The organism is Enterobacter sp. BIDMC109 (assembly GCF_001037885.1).
Lineage (GTDB): Bacteria > Pseudomonadota > Gammaproteobacteria > Enterobacterales > Enterobacteriaceae > Enterobacter > Enterobacter hormaechei_C.
This window is the reverse complement of the sequence record NZ_KQ090002.1, coordinates 2,533,416-2,550,545: the sequence shown is the minus strand read 5'-3', so window position 1 is coordinate 2,550,545 and position 17,130 is coordinate 2,533,416. Positions and strand designations below refer to the sequence as shown.

Here is a 17,130-nt window from a genome sequence, read left to right as displayed (position 1 = left end):
TATGGAAAACTTACTGGCGCTGACGCTGGCCGAAGAGACACCGGAGCGGCAAGAGGGGGAAGGCCCCTCGTTCCACTGGCGATGGCTGGGGCGGGGCGTGCTTGAACTGACGCCGACGGGGGAATATGACCTGTCGCTGCTGCTTTCGACCGGCATTCACGGAAACGAAACCGCGCCCGTGGAGATTGTCGATCTTTTGCTGCGCGCGCTGTTTCGCGCAGAGATCACGCTGCACTGCCGTCTGCTGGTGGTGCTGGGAAATCCGCCTGCGCTGGCGCAAAATAAACGGTATCTCGTGAGCGACATCAACCGCATGTTTGGTGGTCGCTGGGCGCAGTTTCCACAGAGTGATGAGACGACTCGCGCGCAATGGCTGGAGAAGGTGGTCACGGCGTTTTTTGCCGGGGCGGGGGAAACGCGCTGGCACCTCGATCTGCATACGGCCATTCGCGCCTCGTACCACGTGCGTTTTGGCGTGTTACCGCAGCGTCATCAGCCGTGGGATGAGGCGTTTCTGACCTGGCTTGGCGACGCCGGGCTGGAGGCGCTGGTCTTCCACCAGACGCCAGGCGGCACGTTTACCCACTTCACCTGCGAGAATGTTGGCGCGTTATCCTGCACCCTGGAGCTGGGAAAAGCGCTGCCGTTCGGGCAAAACGACCTGACGCGTTTTGCCCCTACGCATCAGGCGCTCCGGGCGTTGCTCGCCGGGGTTGCGCCGGAACCCACCCGGGAACCCGTCGTGCGCTATCGGGTCGTGCAGCAGATCACGCGTCAAAGCGAGGCTTTCCAGCTTCATATGGCGCCACATACGCTGAACTTTACGCCGTTTCGCCAGGGCGTCCTGCTGGCGGAAGATGGTGAGACGCGCTATGCGGTACAGAAATCCACGGAATATGTTTTATTTCCTAATCCGTCGGTCGCGTTTGGTTTGCGCGCTGGCCTGATGCTGGAAAAAATGCCCTGATCGTCTCCCCTCGCGCAGACCGGAGGGGAAATGAAGAATAAATTTCTTAGCGTTAAAAGCGCTCTGGTATTGTTTGCGGAATATTCCTGGAGAATTGCTTTATTATTAAACGGCACTTCGCTATACTTCTCCATAATCTCTTTAAAATCATCCTGTTGAATATTTTTGTTTCATCTCTCCACGCTTTTTCCTTAATTTCTCCACAATTGGCGAAAAGTTGTTTTTTACACTTTCATTGTTTTACCGTTGCTCTGACTAATTGACGATAAACCCCGTAAAGTTAATCTCGTCAACACGGCATAGCGCCGAAGAATAACTGAAAGTAAGGAAAGACATTATGCGTAAATTAACTGCACTGTTTGTTGCCTCTACCCTGGCTCTGGGCGCTACCAGCATGGCGTTCGCCGCCGATACCGCGACCACTACCGCCGCGCCGACGGAAGGCAAAATGATGATGCATCATAAAGGCAAGCCGGGTATGCACCATGAGATGATGATGTTTAAAGATCTGAACCTCACCGATGCGCAGAAGCAGCAGATCCGCGACATCATGAAAAGCCAGCGTGACCAGATGAAACGTCCTCCGCTGGAAGAGCGCCGCGCAATGCATGACATCATTGCCAGCGACAGCTTCGATAAAGCAAAAGCGGAAGCGCAGATCGACAAAATGGCCGAGCAGCATAAAGCGCGCATGCTGGCCCACATGGAAACCCAGAACAAGATTTACAACATTCTGACGCCGGAACAGAAAAAGCAATTTAATGCCAATTTTGAGAAGCGTCTGACAGAACGTGCAGCGCCGGAAGGTAAAATGCCTGCACCAACCGAATAATCGGTTCACTCTCTTAAGACCGCCGGGCTCCTGTCTACAAAAGCGAAAACGCTGTGGACAGGACCGGCGGTTTTTCTTTTATCCCATGCCTAAGGTCTGGCCTGACTGCTGCCGATAATACGTCTGTGAAAATGCCCTGGCGCACGGTGCGTCCTTCAGGAGTGGTCATGGAATTCTTTGATATCCGTAAAATGCCGGTCAGTCTCTGGCGTAATGGTGCGGGTGAGACGCGTGAGATTTGCTGTTTTCCTCCCGCGACGCGGGATTTTTTCTGGCGGGCCAGTATTGCCTCCATCGCCAGTAACGGCGAATTTTCCGCGTTCCCGGGCGTCGACCGGGTGATTACGCTGCTGGAGGGCGGCGAGGTGACCCTGGATGCAGGCAGGGCGTTTTGTCATACCCTGAAGCATCATCAGCCTTACCGATTTGAGGGCGATCTGGCGGTGAAAGCCGTGCTCACAGAGGGGCAAATGTCGATGGACTTCAACATCATGACCCGACGGGATTGCTGCCAGGCAAAGGTGCGCGTTGCTACCCGGACGTTCACTACCTTCGCATCACGCGGTGGGGTGGCATTCGTATTAAGCGGCGCCTGGCAACTGGGCGACAAATTACTGACAGCCGATCAGGGCGCCAGCTGGGAAGCGGGCAGTCATACCCTCCGTTTACTGGAAACGAAGGGGTCGCTGCTGTTCAGTGAAATTACCTGGCTGCCGGGTCATTGAGGACGATGATCTCATATTTTCCGGTTAACAGTGGCTTGCAGAGAATTTTGTAACCATCCTGATCGAAACCGGCAGGGGTGCGCAGCAGAGCGGTAGCGTCATCCAGATTTTCAACGGCGCCAAGCCAGAGCCAGTTGCGGATGATGTGATAGTGCGTCATCCCATCGCGGGTTTCTTTCAGCGCCACCGCGCCTTCCCACGGCCAGCAGTTAACGCTGATAGAGGCAAGGCCAGCCATAAACCGGGCATGATGTTCTTCAACGCTCTCTTTTCCACAGCACGCCCCGGCGCAGCGTTTCAGCGCTGAGCGGAAACAGGCGCGACCACGGGTGGTGGCTTCCAGTCCTAACAGGCCGTAACAAAGCTGTAATTCATCAGCCAGGGACTGCAGGGTTTGCAGTGCGGCACGTTTGTTGGCAAACAGACCGTAAAGATTGGGTTCATGCGAAAAATCCACTTCCCGGGCATAAACGACCTGCGGTTTTCCTGCGTTAATCTGCAAGGAACACAGCTGGCGGTTGCGGCGCAGGCGTTTGTTAAACAGCGGCTGCTGTTCCTTGATGAGCCGGGCTTCGAGCAGAAGCGCGCCCAGTTCGCCTGCCGTCTCGATCCAGGTGATCCGCCGGGACTGCCTGAGCATCGATGCTTCATCCGGCGTACGCAGGTGCGACATCACCCGGCTGCGGATATTCACGCTTTTGCCGATATAGAGCGGCATGGTGTCGCTGTCGCCGTGGAAGAAATAGACGCCAGGCTGTTTAGGCAGTGCCTCAAGCCAGGGGCGAAGATGCTCGGGATATTCGTAGATAGCCGCCGCTTCGAACTCAAGACGCGGGGCGGATTGACGCCTGCTCACATACTGCTCCATATACTGTTCAGGCATACAGTGTAGCAGGTGTTTGGTGGTTAAAAAAGAGCCGGGTGGCGGCTACGCCTTACCCGGCCTGCAAAGCGGAGTTACCGTTTTGCTTTTACTTTTTCCAGAAATCATCAAACACCGTAATGGGCGGACGGCGCTTATGCTCGGTTTTCAGATACCAGCCTTCGATAATTTTAGCGGTACCTTCGTCGAGCGTTTTGCCTTCCAGATAATCATCGATGTTGTCATACGTAACGCCCAGCGCCGCTTCATCCGGCAGGGAAGGGCGATCGTCCTCCAGGTCCGCCGTAGGCGCCTTCTTATACAGGTGCTCCGGGCAGCCCAACGCCGCCAGCAGTTGCTTGCCCTGACGCTTGTTCAGGCGGAAGAGGGGGTTGATATCCGTGCCGCCATCGCCGTATTTGGTGAAGAAGCCGGTGATGGCTTCCGCGGCGTGGTCAGTGCCGACGACGACCCCTTTGGTCATCCCTGCGATACTGTACTGCGCTTTCATGCGCTCACGGGCTTTCTCGTTGCCGCGGACAAAATCGCTCAGTTCAATACCGGCTTCACGCAAGGCCTGCTCGCTGGCCAGTACCGAACCTTTAATATTTACGGTAAGAACACGGTCCGGCTGAATAAACGCAATCGCATCCTGACAGTCCTGCTCGTCGGCTTGCACGCCATACGGCAGACGTACGGCAATAAATTGCAGCGCGGTGTCACCGGTCTCGTCACGCAGCTCGGAGATGGCCATCTGGCTCAGCTTACCGGCCAGAGTGGAATCCTGACCGCCGCTGATGCCCAGCACCAGCGTCTTCAGGAAAGGGTGTGCAGACAGGTAAGCTTTCAAAAAATCAACGCTACGACGGATCTCTTCATTGGCATCAATCGCAGGTTTCGCGCCCAGCGCCTGAATAATTTCTTGTTGCAGAGCCATTACGCCCTCCCTATGCAGAACCAAACAGAAAGTGTGATCTGTTAAAACTAACCCTTTGTCGGGGAAACGACAAGGATCACAGTTTTGAGTGTACTGTTTTACAGCGATTTAGCAGCTTACCGTTGTTTTATTAGAATTTTCCGAAATTCGTCTGGCGTAACTCGCAAAGTTGAACAATAGTAATTTTTATCCCATGCTTAGTTAACACGCTGATAAACAAGAGGACGGAATATGAACAAGAACGTAGCAGGAATTTTAAGCGCAGCGGCGGTACTGACTATGCTGGCAGGGTGTACAGCTTACGATCGCACTAAAGATCAGTTCACACAGCCAGTGGTAAAAGACGTCAAAAAAGGCATGACGCGTTCCCAGGTTGCAGCCATTGCCGGTAAACCTTCTTCAGAAGTCACTATGATCCACGCGCGTGGTACCTGCCAGACCTATATTCTGGGTCAACGTGATGGTAAGGCAGAGACCTATTTTGTCGCCCTGGATGATACGGGTCACGTGATCAATTCTGGTTACCAGACCTGTGCCGAATACGACACCGACCCACAGGCACCTAAGGCACAGTAAGCCTGCTTGCCTGAGAGCGTTAACAAACCGGCCGGAAGGCCGGTTTTTTTATGCATACGTGAATCTTATTTCTTGGCGCGAATTATTTGCCTGAAATGTGAAGGTAGTCAACAAGCCAGGTCAATGAGAGACAATTTCAGTCTATCCAGAATTATCCCCTCCCTGTACCATTGCGTATACTCACTTCAACGACAAACAATGTTCAGCACACTGCCCGTCAGCCAGGATAGCGAGTCGAGTGATAGCGAGACGGCGGGTAGCCAAACAAGAGGGAAGTTATCATGGAAAAGAAACATATCTATCTGTTTTGCTCTGCGGGCATGTCCACTTCGCTGCTGGTTTCCAAAATGCGCGCGCAGGCCGAAAAATATGAAGTCCCTGTGGTGATTGAGGCGTTTCCGGAAACGCTGGCGGGCGAGAAGGGCCAGACAGCAGACGTTATTTTACTCGGGCCGCAAATCGCTTATATGCTGCCAGAAATTCAGCGTCTGCTACCCAATAAGCCGGTCGAAGTGATCGATTCCGTTTTATACGGCAAGATTGATGGTTTAGGTGTATTAAAAGCTGCCGTTGCGGCGATTAAAAAAGCTGCTAATTAATTTTTTATTTTTCCCGTCAAAGAGTTATTTCACACACAATACGCCGTAACGGTCGTTGCGGCATTTAAGGGTATTTTCCTATGAGTAAAGTCATCGCTTCACTTGAAAAGGTACTCCTTCCTTTTGCTGTTAAAATAGGAAAGCAGCCTCACGTTAATGCCATTAAGAACGGCTTTATTAAATTAATGCCGTTGACATTAGCCGGGGCAATGTTCGTTTTAATTAACAACGTTTTTCTGAGCTTTGGAGAAGGTTCCTTTTTTTATTCATTAGGAATTAGGTTAGATGCTTCAACTATTGAAACCCTTAATGGTTTAAAAGCCATTGGCGGCAACGTATACAATGGTACGTTGGGTATTATGTCGCTAATGGCGCCTTTCTTTATCGGAATGGCGCTGGCGGAAGAGCGTAAAGTGGATCCGCTGGCGGCAGGCTTACTGTCCATTGCCGCGTTCATGACCGTCACACCGTACAGCGTGGGTGACGCTTACGCCGTTGGCGCCAACTGGCTGGGTGGGGCAAACATCATTTCCGGTATTATTATCGGGCTGGTGGTGGCCGAAATGTTCACCTTCATTATTCGCCGTAACTGGGTTATCCGCTTGCCGGATAGCGTTCCGGCCTCCGTTTCTCGTTCATTTTCCGCGTTGATTCCGGGCTTCATTATTCTCTCCATCATGGGGATTATTGCCTGGGCGCTCTCTCACTGGGGCACAAACTTCCACCAGATCATTATGGACTCTATCTCAACGCCGCTGGCGTCGATGGGTAGCGTGGTCGGTTGGGCGTATGTCATCTTTACCTCCCTGCTGTGGTTCTTCGGCGTGCATGGTTCACTGGCACTGGCGGCGCTGGACAGCGGTATTATGACCCCATGGGCACTGGAAAACGTCGCGCTTTACCAGCAGTACGGCTCCGTCGATGCGGCGCTGGCGGCCGGTAAAACCTTCCATGTGTGGGCGAAGCCGATGCTTGACTCCTATATCTTCCTGGGCGGTACCGGGGCGACGTTGGGTCTGATCATCGCGGTCTTTATTGTCTCTCGCCGCGCCGACCATCGTCAGGTTGCGAAGCTGGCCCTGCCATCAGGCATCTTCCAGATTAACGAGCCGATCCTGTTTGGTCTGCCAATTATCATGAACCCGGTGATGTTCATTCCCTTCATCCTGGTTCAGCCGCTGCTGGCCGCGATTACGCTGACGGCGTACTACCTGGGCATTATCCCGCCGGTGACCAACATTGCGCCGTGGACGATGCCGGCTGGTCTGGGCGCGTTCTTCAACACCAACGGTAGCGTGGCGGCCTTCCTGCTGGCGATATTCAACCTCGGGATTGCAACCCTGCTCTACATGCCGTTCGTGGCGATTGCGAACAAGGCCGCAACGGTTATCGATGAAGAAGAGAGCGAAGAGGATATCGCCCTCGCACTGAAATTCTAAAATTGCACGGCGCGGGGCAACCCGCGCCAGCGGAAAGGAGCTTAAAGATGTTAGATTTAGAGAGTATCGTTGCCGAAGAAACCGCAGAGAATGATCTGGAAGAGGTGGTGATGGGCCTCATCATCAACTCCGGGCAGGCACGCAGCCTGGCGTATGCGGCGCTTAAGCAGGCTAAGCAGGGCGACTTCGTTGCCGCGAAAACCATGATGGAGCAGTCCCGTACAGCGTTAAACGAAGCGCATCTGGTGCAGACGAAGCTCATCGAAAGCGACCAGGGCGAAGGGAAGATGAAAGTGAGTCTGGTGCTGGTACATGCGCAGGATCATCTGATGACCTCCATGCTGGCACGCGAGCTGGTCGCGGAGCTCATCGAGCTTCACGAGAAGATGCAATAAGTCAGTTGAAGTAGCAGGAGGTCAGCACGATGGAAATCAAAACCGCACATGAGCAACAGCTGTTTAATGGCAAAAATTTTCACGTGGTGATTTACAACAAAACGGAGAGCGCCAGCGGTCTGCACCAGCATGACTACTACGAGTTCACGATTGTTCTGACCGGCCGCTACTATCAGGAGATCAACGGTAAGCGCGTCCTGCTTGAGCGTGGCGATTTCGTCTTCCTGCCAATGGGATCTTATCACCAGAGCTTTTATGAGTTTGGTGCGACACGCATTCTGAACGTAGGGGTGAGCAGGCGTTTCTTCGAGAAGCACTATCTGCCGCTGGTGCCGTTCTGCTTTGTGGCGTCACAGGTGTATCGCGTTAAAAATGAGTTTATGACCTGGATTGAAACGGTTATCGCATCGCTGAATTTCCGCGACAATGAATTTGATGAATTTATTGAAACCGTGACGTTCTACGTCATGAATCGCCTCCGCCATCACCGTGAAGAACAGCAGGTGGTGGATGATATTCCTCAGTGGCTGCGCAGTACCGTGGAGCTGATGCACGATAAAGGACAGTTCAGCGATAACGCCCTGGAGAATATGGTGGCGCTGTCGGGTAAATCGCAGGAATATTTGACGCGCGCCACGCAGCGTTATTACCGTAAAACGCCTGTGCAAATCATTAATGAAATCCGCATTAACTTTGCCAAAAAACAGCTGGAAATTACTAACTACTCTGTCACCGATATCGCTTACGAATCGGGTTACAGCAGCCCCAGCCTGTTTATTAAAACCTTTAAAAAATTGACTTCATTCACACCGAACAGTTACCGCAAAAATTTAACGGTAATTAATTAACTTTCGGCGGTTTATCCGCCAGGAACAGTGACGTAATGGCTTGCCCAAATAGCGGGAAGAGTACGCTATACCTTGCAGGCGATTAACCTGATATGCTAAGGGAGATATTATGCAACAGAAATTAAAAGTCGTAACCATTGGTGGCGGCAGCAGCTATACCCCGGAATTACTTGAAGGTTTCCTGAAACGGTATCATGAATTACCGGTCAGCGAATTATGGCTGGTGGATGTTGAAGAAGGTCAGGAGAAGCTGAATATTATTTTTGAACTGTGCAAACGCATGGTTGAAAAAGCGGGCGTGCCCTTAACCGTGCATAAAACGCTGGATCGCCGCCTGGCACTGAAAGATGCTGACTTCGTGACCACGCAGCTGCGCGTCGGCCAGCTGAAGGCGCGTGAGCTGGACGAGCGCATTCCGCTGAGCCACGGTTATCTGGGCCAGGAAACCAACGGGGCAGGTGGCCTGTTTAAAGGCCTGCGTACTATTCCGGTCATTTTTGACATCATTAAAGACGTGGAGGAGATCTGCCCGAACGCCTGGGTGATCAACTTTACCAACCCGGCCGGGATGGTCACCGAGGCAGTCTATCGCCACACCGGTTTCAAACGCTTTATCGGCGTCTGCAATATTCCGATTGGCATGAAGATGTTCATCCGCGATGTACTGGAACTGACCGATAACGATGATCTGTCCATTGATCTGTTCGGCCTGAATCACATGGTCTTTATCAAAGATGTGATAGTGAACGGGCAATCGCGCTTTGCGGAACTGCTCGACGGCGTCGCCTCTGGTCGCCTGACCGCGGCCTCGGTGAAAAACATTTTCGATCTGCCATTCAGCGAAGGGCTGATCCGCTCCCTGAATCTGCTGCCGTGCTCGTATCTGCTCTACTACTTCAAGCAGAAAGAGATGCTGGCCATTGAAATGGGCGAATATTACAAAGGTGGCGCACGCGCTCAGGTTGTACAGAAAGTAGAGAAGCAGCTTTTTGATTTGTATAAAGATCCGAACCTGAACGTCAAACCGAAAGAGCTGGAGCAGCGCGGCGGGGCATACTATTCGGATGCCGCGTGTGAAGTGATTAACGCCATTTACAATGACAAGCAGGCCGAGCACTATGTAAACGTTCCCCATCACGGGCACATCGACAATATTCCGGCAGACTGGGCCGTTGAGATGACCTGCATCCTTGGGCGCGAGGGTGCAAAACCGCATCCCCGCATTACCCATTTCGACGATAAGGTGATGGGCCTGATTCACACCATCAAAGGCTTTGAAGTGGCGGCGAGCAATGCGGCCCTGAGCGGCGAGCTGAATGACGTGCTGCTGGCGCTGAACCTCAGCCCGCTGGTGCATTCTGACCGTGACGCTGAAAAACTCGCGGGTGAGATGATCCTGGCGCATGAAAAATGGCTGCCAAACTTTGCTGCAACGGTTGAGAAACTGAAACTCACACACCGTTAAGAGGAGGCGCGATGGAAAACCTGCTGATCGTCAATGCCGATGATTTTGGCCTGTCAAAAGGGCAGAACTACGGCATTATTGAAGCCTGTCGCCGGGGCGTCGTGACCTCTACAACAGCGCTCATCAACGGTGAGGCGGTGGAACATGCGGCGCAGTTAAGCCGTGAGCTGCCCGAGCTGGGCGTGGGCATGCACTTTGTGCTGACGCTTGGGTTGCCCCTTTCGCCAATGCCGGGCCTGACGCGCGACGGCCAGCTGGGGAAATGGATTTGGGAAATGGCGGAGCAGGACGCTCTGCCGCTCGATGAGATTGCCCGCGAGCTGGATTGCCAGTTTAACCGCTTTGTGGATGTGTTTGGCCGCGAGCCTACCCATATTGACAGCCATCATCATGTGCATATGATCCCGGCGATTTTCCCGCTTGTGGCAGAGTTTGCGCAACGTAAAGGCGTGGCGATGCGCGTGGATCGTGAGGTGCGCGGGTTGCCGGACGTCGCGGTGACGTCAACGGAGGGGTTCAGCAGCGCATTTTATGGCGACGAGATCGACGAAGCGCTGTTCCTGAAGGTGCTGGATGACTCCGCCGCAAAAGGGGAGCGCTCGCTTGAGGTAATGGCGCACCCGGCGTTTGTCGATAACATCGTACGTAAGAGCGCCTACTGCTGGCCGCGTCTGGCAGAACTGGATGTGCTGACGTCGGCGTCGTTAAAGTACGCGATTGCCGAGCGTGGGTATCGTCTGGGGACGTTCAGGGATCTTTGAGTTAAAGCCCGGTGGCGGCTTCGCCTTACCGGGCCTACAAAAGCAATCGAAATGTAGGCCGGGTAAGCGCAGCGCCACCCGGCTTTTTTTTACGCCGGTATCTGGTCAATCTTACTGCTGCGCGACCACACGCGGTGGGCGGCAAGCAGGTCAAACAACCGGGTCATAAACGCATCGTCAATGTTATCACCTTCGACAATGCCTTCTTCCCCTTGATCCGGTACCTTCAGCAGAGATTTAAACTTCCGCGCATCGCCTGCCAGGGCGATTGGCTTCAGGTGCTTATAGGCTTCCAGCAGATAATAGGCGGCATCACCGTTACCGAGCAGGCTCTCAACGTCGCCGCACGGCATAATCACCGCGTCAACCGTCAGCGACGGTGCCCCGGCGAAGGTCGCGGCAATTGGCAGGACAGAGCCATCGTCGGCTGTCACTTCACCCATGCGGGAGTAAAGCAGTTTGGCATGTACGCCCTGGGTTTTGAGCGCCTTCATGATCCCCAGCACGTCGCTGGCGCGCGGTTTATCATTCAGCAGGATAGCCACTACGCGGCCTTTAATTGACCCGCCAGGTACCGCGTACAGGCTCAGGGACGTATCCTTCTTCAGCCCGTTCACGTCTTTTGGCGGTGCGGCATGGCATTGCTCGCCAGTCAGCGTGATGCCGAGATTATTCGCCACGCCCTGAGCAAGCTGGATATCAATATGCGCCAGATGGTCGACCACGCGCTCGCGAATGTAGGTACGCACCACTTTGCTCAGCTCAAAGCTGAAACCGCCGATAATGTGCTGCTGTTCAATCGGGGTCTGGCTGTTCCAGAACAGGCGAGGCTGAGCGTAATATTCGCCGAATGACGGGCTGCGCTCGCGAATTTTTGTTCCGTCCACGCGCTCCTGATACGACTCAAATCCGCCACGTTTTGGCCCCGGCGGGGTTTCACGCGGCCAGTTATCGTTAATGGAGTTTGGCTCGTAGTTCGCCGGGTTGGTATCGATATCCTGGCGATGCATCCCGTCACGCTGGAAGTTATGGTACGGGCAGGTCGGACGGTTGATAGGAATTTCGTGGAAGTTCGGTCCACCGAGACGGCTGATCTGCGTATCGGTGTAAGAGAACAGACGGCCCTGTAGCAGCGGATCGTTGGTGAAATCCAGCCCCGGCACAATATGGCCCGGGTGGAACGCAGCCTGCTCATTCTCCGCGAAGAAGTTATCCGGGTTGCGGTTAAGCACCATTTTGCCCACTAGCTGAACCGGCACCAGCTCCTCAGGAATAAGCTTGGTCGGGTCGAGCAGGTCGAAGTCGAATTTGAACTCGTCCTCTTCCGGGATCAGCTGTAACCCCAGCTCGTATTCCGGGAAATCACCGGCTTCAATGGATTCCCACAGTTCGCGACGGTGGAAGTCCGGATCGCGCCCGGTCAGCTTCTGTGCTTCATCCCACACCAGGGATGCTTTCCCCGCGACCGGTTTCCAGTGGAAACGCACAAACGTCGCTTTGCCTTCAGCGTTAATCAGACGGAAGGTATGAATACCAAACCCTTCCATGGTGCGATAGCTGCGTGGGATCCCCCGGTCAGACATCGCCCACATCACGTTGTGAAGGGTTTCCGGTTGCAGGGAGACGTAGTCCCAGAAGGTGTCATGCGCACTTTGTCCCTGCGGTATGGCCCAGTGTGGCTCTGGTTTTACCGCATGGACAAAGTCAGGGAACTTATGCGCATCCTGAATGAAGAAAACCGGGGTGTTATTCCCGACGAGGTCGAAAATGCCCTCTTCGGTATAGAATTTGGTGGCGAAGCCGCGGATATCACGCACCGTATCGGCCGAACCCGCGCCGCCCTGTACGGTAGAGAAGCGCACAAATACCGGTGTGATTTTGTTCGGATCGGAAAGGAAATCCGCCTTCGTGATCGCCTTCAGGCTCTTGTACGGCTGGAAATAGCCGTGCGCCGCGGAGCCGCGAGCGTGAACGATACGCTCAGGGATACGCTCATGGTCGAAATGGGTGATTTTTTCCCGCAGGATGAAATCTTCCAGCAGCGTCGGGCCGCGCGTTCCGGCGCGCAGGGAGTTCTGGTCATCGGCGATACGCACGCCCTGATTGGTGGTCAGCGCATAGCCTTCACCCCCTTTGCGGTGCGGGTCGAGAGATTTTAACTTCTCGTTATCCGCATCGGGCGACTTCACGCTTCCCGGTGCAGTAGGTTGCTCGCCCGGCGCGGACAGGCCCGGCGACGGTTTATGAGAGCCATCCGCAGGGGCGAGTGAGTCCATTCCCGGTTGAGATTCTTCGGTGCCATGAATAGGGGCTTGATGGGGTTTATCATTGTTCGACATTGCACGATTCTCCTTTGTTCGTTCCTGAAAACCCTATTAAGGATAGAACAATATGATGAATTAGCAGGCGAACTAAGCGTTTTCAGATAAGTGATTAGCGAAAGGAGCCATCAGCCTCACGTCAGGCGCGACGGGTGGGGGGAGAATCGGCTATGATAGAAATTTCCTGCTTTAAGAATTTGCTTTAGTGAACCCGTCGCTTATGAAACCTCTTCGTCAACAAAACCGCCAGGTTATTACTTATGTGCCCCGCGTTGAACCCGCGCCGCCTGACCATGCCCTGAAAGTGGATGGTTTTCGCGATGTCTGGATGTTACGGGGTAAATACGTTGCCTTCGTGCTGATTGGCGAGCACTTCCGTCGCTCCCCTGCGTTTACGGTGCCGGAATCGGCGCAGCGATGGGCTGTGCAGACCCGCCAGGATGAAGAGGTTGAAGAATAACAGCCATAAAAAAACCGCCCGCAGGCGGTTTTTTTATTTCAGCCGTGATTAACGATGGGCCAGTTCCGCATCTTCTTCACTGTCGAGAATCGTTTTGTCGGTCTGCTTCAGCCACTGGCTGGTCAGGGTACCGGCGGTCATTGAGCCACTCACGTTCAGGGCGGTACGCCCCATATCGATCAGCGGTTCAACAGAGATCAGCAGGGCAACCAGCGTCACCGGCAGTCCCAGCGCAGGCAGAACGATCAGCGCAGCGAAGGTCGCGCCGCCGCCCACGCCCGCAACACCGGCGGAGCTAATGGTCACGATACCCACCAGCGTCGCAATCCAGACCGGATCCAGCGGGTTAATCCCCACGGTTGGGGCAACCATCACGGCCAGCATCGCCGGGTAGAGACCCGCACAGCCGTTCTGCCCGATGGTGGCGCCAAAGGAGGCCGAGAAGCTGGCGATAGACTCCGGTACGCCCAGACGACGGGTCTGTGCTTCCACGTTCAGCGGGATAGATGCCGCGCTGGAACGGCTGGTGAAGGCGAAGGTCAGCACCGGCCAGACTTTGCGGAAATATTTCAGCGGGCTAACGCCGTTCACGCCCAGCAGGATACCGTGCACCACAAACATAATGCCCAGCCCCAGATAAGAGGCGATCACAAAGCTGCCAAGCTTGATGATGTCTTGCAGGTTAGAGCCTGCCACGACTTTGGTCATCAGCGCCAGGACACCGTACGGCGTCAGCTGCATGACCAGACGCACCAGCTTCATCACCCAGCTTTGCAGGGTATCGATGGCTGTCAGAACGCGCTCGCCTTTCGGCGCATCGTCCTTCAGCAGCTTGAGCGCAGCCACGCCCAGGAATGCCGCGAAGATCACCACGCTGATAATGGAGGTTGGGCTTGCACCGGTCAGGTCAGCGAACGGATTCTTCGGAATGAAGGAGAGCACCATCTGCGGAACGGTCAGATCGGCCACTTTACCCACGTAGTTGGTCTCAATCGCCGTCAGACGCGCGGTTTCAGCGCTACCCTGCACCAGACCTTCAGCAGTCAGGCCAAACAGATTGGTTACCAGCACACCCACCAGCGCCGCAATCAGCGTGGTGAAGAGCAGGGTACCAATGGTCAGGAAACTGATTTTACCCAGTTGAGAGGCATTATGCAGGCGGGCTACGGCGCTCAGAATAGAGGCGAATACCAGCGGCATAACGATCATTTGCAGCAGCTGTACATAGCCGTTACCGACAATGTTGAACCACTGAATAGAATCTTTCAGTACCGGGCTATCGGAGCCGTAAATGGCGTGTAAGGCCAGGCCAAACACCACGCCCATGACCAGACCGACCAGTACCTTTTTCGCCAGGCTCCACTGTTTGTGGCGAGCCTGGGCGAGAAGCAATAGCAATACGACGAACACAACAATGTTCGCGATGAGTGGAAAATTCATCCCCGTTCTCCTGATTTATTATACGGTCGGTTTTTACCGAACCTGTTGGCGCAAGGTTATCAGAAGTGTGATGTCGCGCTTATATCCATATGGAATGGTTTATGACAAAAGTGATTATATTGTCGGTTTAATGTTCAATCTGGTGATTAATAAAACGATTGAACTGAAATTGTAGCGAGTTGATCATTTGCGATGACCAGCGCACTGCACCATTTTCGGGCAATGTCTGCGGCATCCACACGGCATACGCAAACAGCGCCATACACAGAACGCGCTCTAGCTGGTTGCCTTTTTGCGGCACGAGGATTGGCAGACGGAAACGCCAGCGGCAGGGCCAGAGCAGCGGTACACCCGCTGGCGTCAGCATATCGGCGAGGATATGGCTTAAGTAGCCGAGCACCATGCCCTGAATGGCATCCGCCGGGACGATCCAGCTCTCCGGAACCTTCAAATAGAAGAGTGTAAGCAGGCCAAATACGGCCAGCAGGCTGTGGGTAAATCCGCGATGACCAAAGGCTCTGGCGATGGGTTTTGAAATCCACTTCAGCCGCTGGCCAAGGAATGACTTTGGATGATCTATGTCCGGCAGAAGGCAGGTCAGCACGGCGGAAGGGACAATATGCCACCAGTCCCCCTGTGCCAGCACAGGGGTCAGTTCAGCGTTTTTGGCAAACACTGCACAGGCAAGTGAAAAAAGCAGGTGGCCTTCCGCCGTCATGATAAAACCCGGTAAACTGTCGATTCATACAGTATAGGGTTTTTATACAGTGTGTGAAAGAGGTGACGGTGTAACTCTTTGTCACAAACGCACGGTTAGCGCGCCAGCCAGCCACCGTCTACGGCGAGGGTATGACCGTTAACGTAATCAGAGGCCGACGAGGCCAGGAACACCACCGGACCCTGTAAATCCTCCGGCAGACCCCAGCGACCCGCCGGAATACGGTCGAGGATCGCCTGGCTGCGCTGCTCATCATCGCGAAGCTGCCGGGTGTTATTGGTCGCCATATAACCCGGCGCAATAGCATTCACATTAATGCCCAGCGTTGCCCATTCGTTCGCCAGCAGGCGGGTGAGGCCCAGCACGCCGCTTTTGGACGCCGTATAGGAGGGCACCCGGATGCCGCCCTGGAAGGAGAGCATGGAGGCAATGTTAATAATCTTGCCGCCCTGACCCTGCGCGATAAACTGTTTCGCCACTGCCTGAGAGAGGAAAAAGACCGATTTCAGATTGAGATCGATGACCTCGTCCCAGTCCTTCTCGCTAAATTCCAGCGCATCGGCACGGCGGATGGTGCCGGCATTGTTAACCAGAATATCGATGCGGCCCATCTCAGCGACTGCGGTATCCACCACGCTCTGAATACTCTCCTGCTTGCCAAGATCGGCGCGAATCGCGATAAAGCGTCGTCCCAGCGCCGTAACGCGCGCTGCCGTTTCGTCAGGAACCTTGCGGTTAACCCCCACGATATCGCATCCTGCCTGGGCGAGGGCAATGGCCATACCTTGCCCCAGACCGGTATCGCACCCGGTCACCATCGCCACTTTTCCTGCCAGAGTAAAAGCATCCAGTATCATACGCGCCTCAGAAGTCAGGTTATTGTCATTCTGCACGTAAGAATAGGAGTCTGGAATGAGAAAAGCAAATAAAGTAAAACGTTGTTTTGATTTGGCGAGACAGGCAGCCGAAGCTGCCTGAAAGAGCGTTACTCCCCGCGCAGATGGCGGGCAGTCAATTCTTCAAGAGACGTCAGCCTGACGTCCGCGAGGGCAAAACGGGGATCGTGTCGGCCTTCTTCAGCCGGCACAACGATGGAGCGCATACGTGCGGCTTTGGACGCCACCATGCCGTTAACCGAATCTTCCAGCGCCACACAGGTAAGTGGATCCAGCCCCAGTTTCGCGGCGCAGTCCATATATACCTGCGGATGTGGCTTGCTGTAAGGAAGCTTTTCGGCCGAGGCCAGCGCGTCGAAGCTGTCGCGCAGCCCGAACATCGTCAGCACTTTTTCCAGCATATGCAGCGGTGAGGCGGAGGCCAGCCCCACTTTCAGCCCTTGCGCCTTGCACAGGGCGATAGCGTCGCGTACGCCCGGCAACAGCGGCTTATACTCTTCTACGAGGGAGATAGCGCGGTTGATAATGCGCGCCGTTACTTCGTCGCGATCCGGGCCAACCCATGGCTGGTGGGCATACCAGAGGTCAACCACCATATCGATGCGCAGCCCCAGGGTATCGGGAAGCTCGTTACGACGACTGATATCGACGCCGAGGCTGGCCATCACGTCCAGTTCAGCCCGATCCCACAGGGGTTCGGAATCAATCAGCAATCCATCCATGTCAAAAATAGCGGCAAGTATCTGGCGCGGGGTCGACATTACAACAACTCCTTATCTTGGGGGTAAGACGAACGGTGCTAAGCACAAGCAATTTAGCATATTGCATTCAAAGAGCGGGCGAAAATGACCGACAGCAGGTAGACTTAGGCACAAATAACGCGTCTTTA

At 54.4% G+C, this 17,130-nt stretch carries 18 protein-coding genes; 11 read left to right on the top strand and 7 right to left on the bottom strand.

Annotation, left to right across the window (positions count from 1 at the left end):
* Nucleotide 1: 1 nt before the first annotated feature.
* The 3 genes from astE (at nucleotide 2) to ves (ending at nucleotide 2,524) form a co-directional block, all read left to right on the top strand.
* Complete coding sequence (gene astE, locus SK62_RS12090; RefSeq protein WP_047719387.1) at nucleotides 2-967, top strand: succinylglutamate desuccinylase; 966 nt, start codon at nucleotides 2-4, stop codon at nucleotides 965-967.
* A 337-nt stretch (nucleotides 968-1,304) separates the two neighbouring features.
* Nucleotides 1,305-1,799, top strand: a complete 495-nt coding sequence (gene spy / locus SK62_RS12085; protein ID WP_015570753.1) for an ATP-independent periplasmic protein-refolding chaperone Spy — start codon at nucleotides 1,305-1,307, stop codon at nucleotides 1,797-1,799.
* A gap of 167 nt (nucleotides 1,800-1,966) precedes the next feature.
* Nucleotides 1,967-2,524, top strand: coding sequence for an environmental stress-induced protein Ves (ves, locus tag SK62_RS12080; protein WP_047719388.1), 558 nt, complete (start codon nucleotides 1,967-1,969; stop codon nucleotides 2,522-2,524).
* Here the strand turns inward: ves and cho are convergent.
* Together cho and nadE are read right to left on the bottom strand one after the other, a co-directional pair.
* Nucleotides 2,502-3,380, bottom strand: coding sequence for an excinuclease Cho (gene cho, locus SK62_RS12075; RefSeq protein WP_063136382.1), 879 nt, complete (start codon nucleotides 3,378-3,380; stop codon nucleotides 2,502-2,504). The genes ves and cho overlap by 23 nt on opposite strands.
* 115 nt (nucleotides 3,381-3,495) lie before the next feature.
* Nucleotides 3,496-4,323 carry an ammonia-dependent NAD(+) synthetase gene (nadE, locus tag SK62_RS12070; protein WP_003857837.1) on the bottom strand — a complete coding sequence of 276 codons (828 nt, stop codon included), beginning with the start codon at nucleotides 4,321-4,323 and terminating at the stop codon, nucleotides 3,496-3,498.
* A gap of 231 nt (nucleotides 4,324-4,554) precedes the next feature.
* Here nadE and osmE point away from each other — a divergent pair, with 231 nt between their 5' ends.
* The 7 genes from osmE (at nucleotide 4,555) to chbG (ending at nucleotide 10,406) form a co-directional block, all read left to right on the top strand.
* Nucleotides 4,555-4,899: an osmotically-inducible lipoprotein OsmE gene (osmE, locus tag SK62_RS12065; RefSeq protein ID WP_003857836.1), complete on the top strand. Its 345-nt coding sequence runs from the start codon at nucleotides 4,555-4,557 to the stop codon at nucleotides 4,897-4,899.
* Nucleotides 4,900-5,180: 281 nt separating this feature from the next.
* Entirely contained in the window at nucleotides 5,181-5,498 is a 318-nt protein-coding gene (gene chbB / locus SK62_RS12060) for a PTS N,N'-diacetylchitobiose transporter subunit IIB (protein ID WP_015570750.1), read from the top strand.
* An 80-nt stretch (nucleotides 5,499-5,578) separates the two neighbouring features.
* Nucleotides 5,579-6,937 (top strand): PTS N,N'-diacetylchitobiose transporter subunit IIC, encoded by a 1,359-nt coding sequence (chbC, locus tag SK62_RS12055; protein WP_017384664.1) that lies wholly within the window; start codon nucleotides 5,579-5,581, stop codon nucleotides 6,935-6,937.
* A gap of 47 nt (nucleotides 6,938-6,984) precedes the next feature.
* Nucleotides 6,985-7,332 carry a PTS N,N'-diacetylchitobiose transporter subunit IIA gene (chbA, locus tag SK62_RS12050; protein WP_003857835.1) on the top strand — a complete coding sequence of 116 codons (348 nt, stop codon included), beginning with the start codon at nucleotides 6,985-6,987 and terminating at the stop codon, nucleotides 7,330-7,332.
* Nucleotides 7,333-7,361: 29 nt separating this feature from the next.
* The gene (chbR, locus tag SK62_RS12045) at nucleotides 7,362-8,180 is read left to right on the top strand and encodes a transcriptional regulator ChbR (protein ID WP_017384663.1); all 819 of its coding nucleotides are present in this window, start codon (nucleotides 7,362-7,364) and stop codon (nucleotides 8,178-8,180) included.
* Nucleotides 8,181-8,289: 109 nt separating this feature from the next.
* Nucleotides 8,290-9,645: a 6-phospho-beta-glucosidase gene (locus SK62_RS12040; protein WP_017384662.1), complete on the top strand. Its 1,356-nt coding sequence runs from the start codon at nucleotides 8,290-8,292 to the stop codon at nucleotides 9,643-9,645.
* 11 nt (nucleotides 9,646-9,656) lie between these two features.
* Entirely contained in the window at nucleotides 9,657-10,406 is a 750-nt protein-coding gene (gene chbG, locus SK62_RS12035; RefSeq protein WP_045334058.1) for a chitin disaccharide deacetylase, read from the top strand.
* 89 nt (nucleotides 10,407-10,495) lie between these two features.
* On the opposite strand, the gene katE is transcribed toward chbG, so the two are convergent.
* The gene (gene katE / locus SK62_RS12030; protein ID WP_047719389.1) at nucleotides 10,496-12,745 is read right to left on the bottom strand and encodes a catalase HPII; all 2,250 of its coding nucleotides are present in this window, start codon (nucleotides 12,743-12,745) and stop codon (nucleotides 10,496-10,498) included.
* A 187-nt stretch (nucleotides 12,746-12,932) separates the two neighbouring features.
* Here katE and cedA point away from each other — a divergent pair, with 187 nt between their 5' ends.
* Nucleotides 12,933-13,187, top strand: coding sequence for a cell division activator CedA (gene cedA, locus SK62_RS12025; RefSeq protein ID WP_072059183.1), 255 nt, complete (start codon nucleotides 12,933-12,935; stop codon nucleotides 13,185-13,187).
* Between the two features lie 48 nt (nucleotides 13,188-13,235).
* Here the strand turns inward: cedA and tcyP are convergent, their stop codons facing one another.
* The 4 genes from tcyP to hxpB all read right to left on the bottom strand — a co-directional run bounded on the left by tcyP (nucleotide 13,236) and on the right by hxpB (nucleotide 17,002).
* Nucleotides 13,236-14,627: a cystine/sulfocysteine:cation symporter gene (tcyP, locus tag SK62_RS12020; protein ID WP_015570743.1), complete on the bottom strand. Its 1,392-nt coding sequence runs from the start codon at nucleotides 14,625-14,627 to the stop codon at nucleotides 13,236-13,238.
* 127 nt (nucleotides 14,628-14,754) lie between these two features.
* Entirely contained in the window at nucleotides 14,755-15,345 is a 591-nt protein-coding gene (locus SK62_RS12015; RefSeq protein WP_015570742.1) for a metal-dependent hydrolase, read from the bottom strand.
* A gap of 95 nt (nucleotides 15,346-15,440) precedes the next feature.
* On the bottom strand, nucleotides 15,441-16,202 hold the full coding sequence (gene kduD / locus SK62_RS12010; protein WP_017384658.1) for a 2-dehydro-3-deoxy-D-gluconate 5-dehydrogenase KduD: 762 nt from the start codon (nucleotides 16,200-16,202) through the stop codon (nucleotides 15,441-15,443).
* Between the two features lie 128 nt (nucleotides 16,203-16,330).
* On the bottom strand, nucleotides 16,331-17,002 hold the full coding sequence (hxpB, locus tag SK62_RS12005) for a hexitol phosphatase HxpB (protein WP_003857825.1): 672 nt from the start codon (nucleotides 17,000-17,002) through the stop codon (nucleotides 16,331-16,333).
* Between the last annotated feature and the right edge of the window lie 128 nt (nucleotides 17,003-17,130).

Coding starts and splice junctions, on each gene's coding strand:
- astE (WP_047719387.1), top strand. CDS start 2: ATGGAAAACTTACTGGCGCTGACGCTGGCCGAAGAGACACCGGAGCGG.
- spy (WP_015570753.1), top strand. CDS start 1,305: ATGCGTAAATTAACTGCACTGTTTGTTGCCTCTACCCTGGCTCTGGGC.
- ves (WP_047719388.1), top strand. CDS start 1,967: ATGGAATTCTTTGATATCCGTAAAATGCCGGTCAGTCTCTGGCGTAAT.
- nadE (WP_003857837.1), bottom strand. CDS start 4,323: ATGGCTCTGCAACAAGAAATTATTCAGGCGCTGGGCGCGAAACCTGCG.
- osmE (WP_003857836.1), top strand. CDS start 4,555: ATGAACAAGAACGTAGCAGGAATTTTAAGCGCAGCGGCGGTACTGACT.
- chbB (WP_015570750.1), top strand. CDS start 5,181: ATGGAAAAGAAACATATCTATCTGTTTTGCTCTGCGGGCATGTCCACT.
- chbC (WP_017384664.1), top strand. CDS start 5,579: ATGAGTAAAGTCATCGCTTCACTTGAAAAGGTACTCCTTCCTTTTGCT.
- chbA (WP_003857835.1), top strand. CDS start 6,985: ATGTTAGATTTAGAGAGTATCGTTGCCGAAGAAACCGCAGAGAATGAT.
- chbR (WP_017384663.1), top strand. CDS start 7,362: ATGGAAATCAAAACCGCACATGAGCAACAGCTGTTTAATGGCAAAAAT.
- SK62_RS12040 (WP_017384662.1), top strand. CDS start 8,290: ATGCAACAGAAATTAAAAGTCGTAACCATTGGTGGCGGCAGCAGCTAT.
- chbG (WP_045334058.1), top strand. CDS start 9,657: ATGGAAAACCTGCTGATCGTCAATGCCGATGATTTTGGCCTGTCAAAA.
- katE (WP_047719389.1), bottom strand. CDS start 12,745: ATGTCGAACAATGATAAACCCCATCAAGCCCCTATTCATGGCACCGAA.
- tcyP (WP_015570743.1), bottom strand. CDS start 14,627: ATGAATTTTCCACTCATCGCGAACATTGTTGTGTTCGTCGTATTGCTA.
- SK62_RS12015 (WP_015570742.1), bottom strand. CDS start 15,345: ATGACGGCGGAAGGCCACCTGCTTTTTTCACTTGCCTGTGCAGTGTTT.
- kduD (WP_017384658.1), bottom strand. CDS start 16,202: ATGATACTGGATGCTTTTACTCTGGCAGGAAAAGTGGCGATGGTGACC.
- hxpB (WP_003857825.1), bottom strand. CDS start 17,002: ATGTCGACCCCGCGCCAGATACTTGCCGCTATTTTTGACATGGATGGA.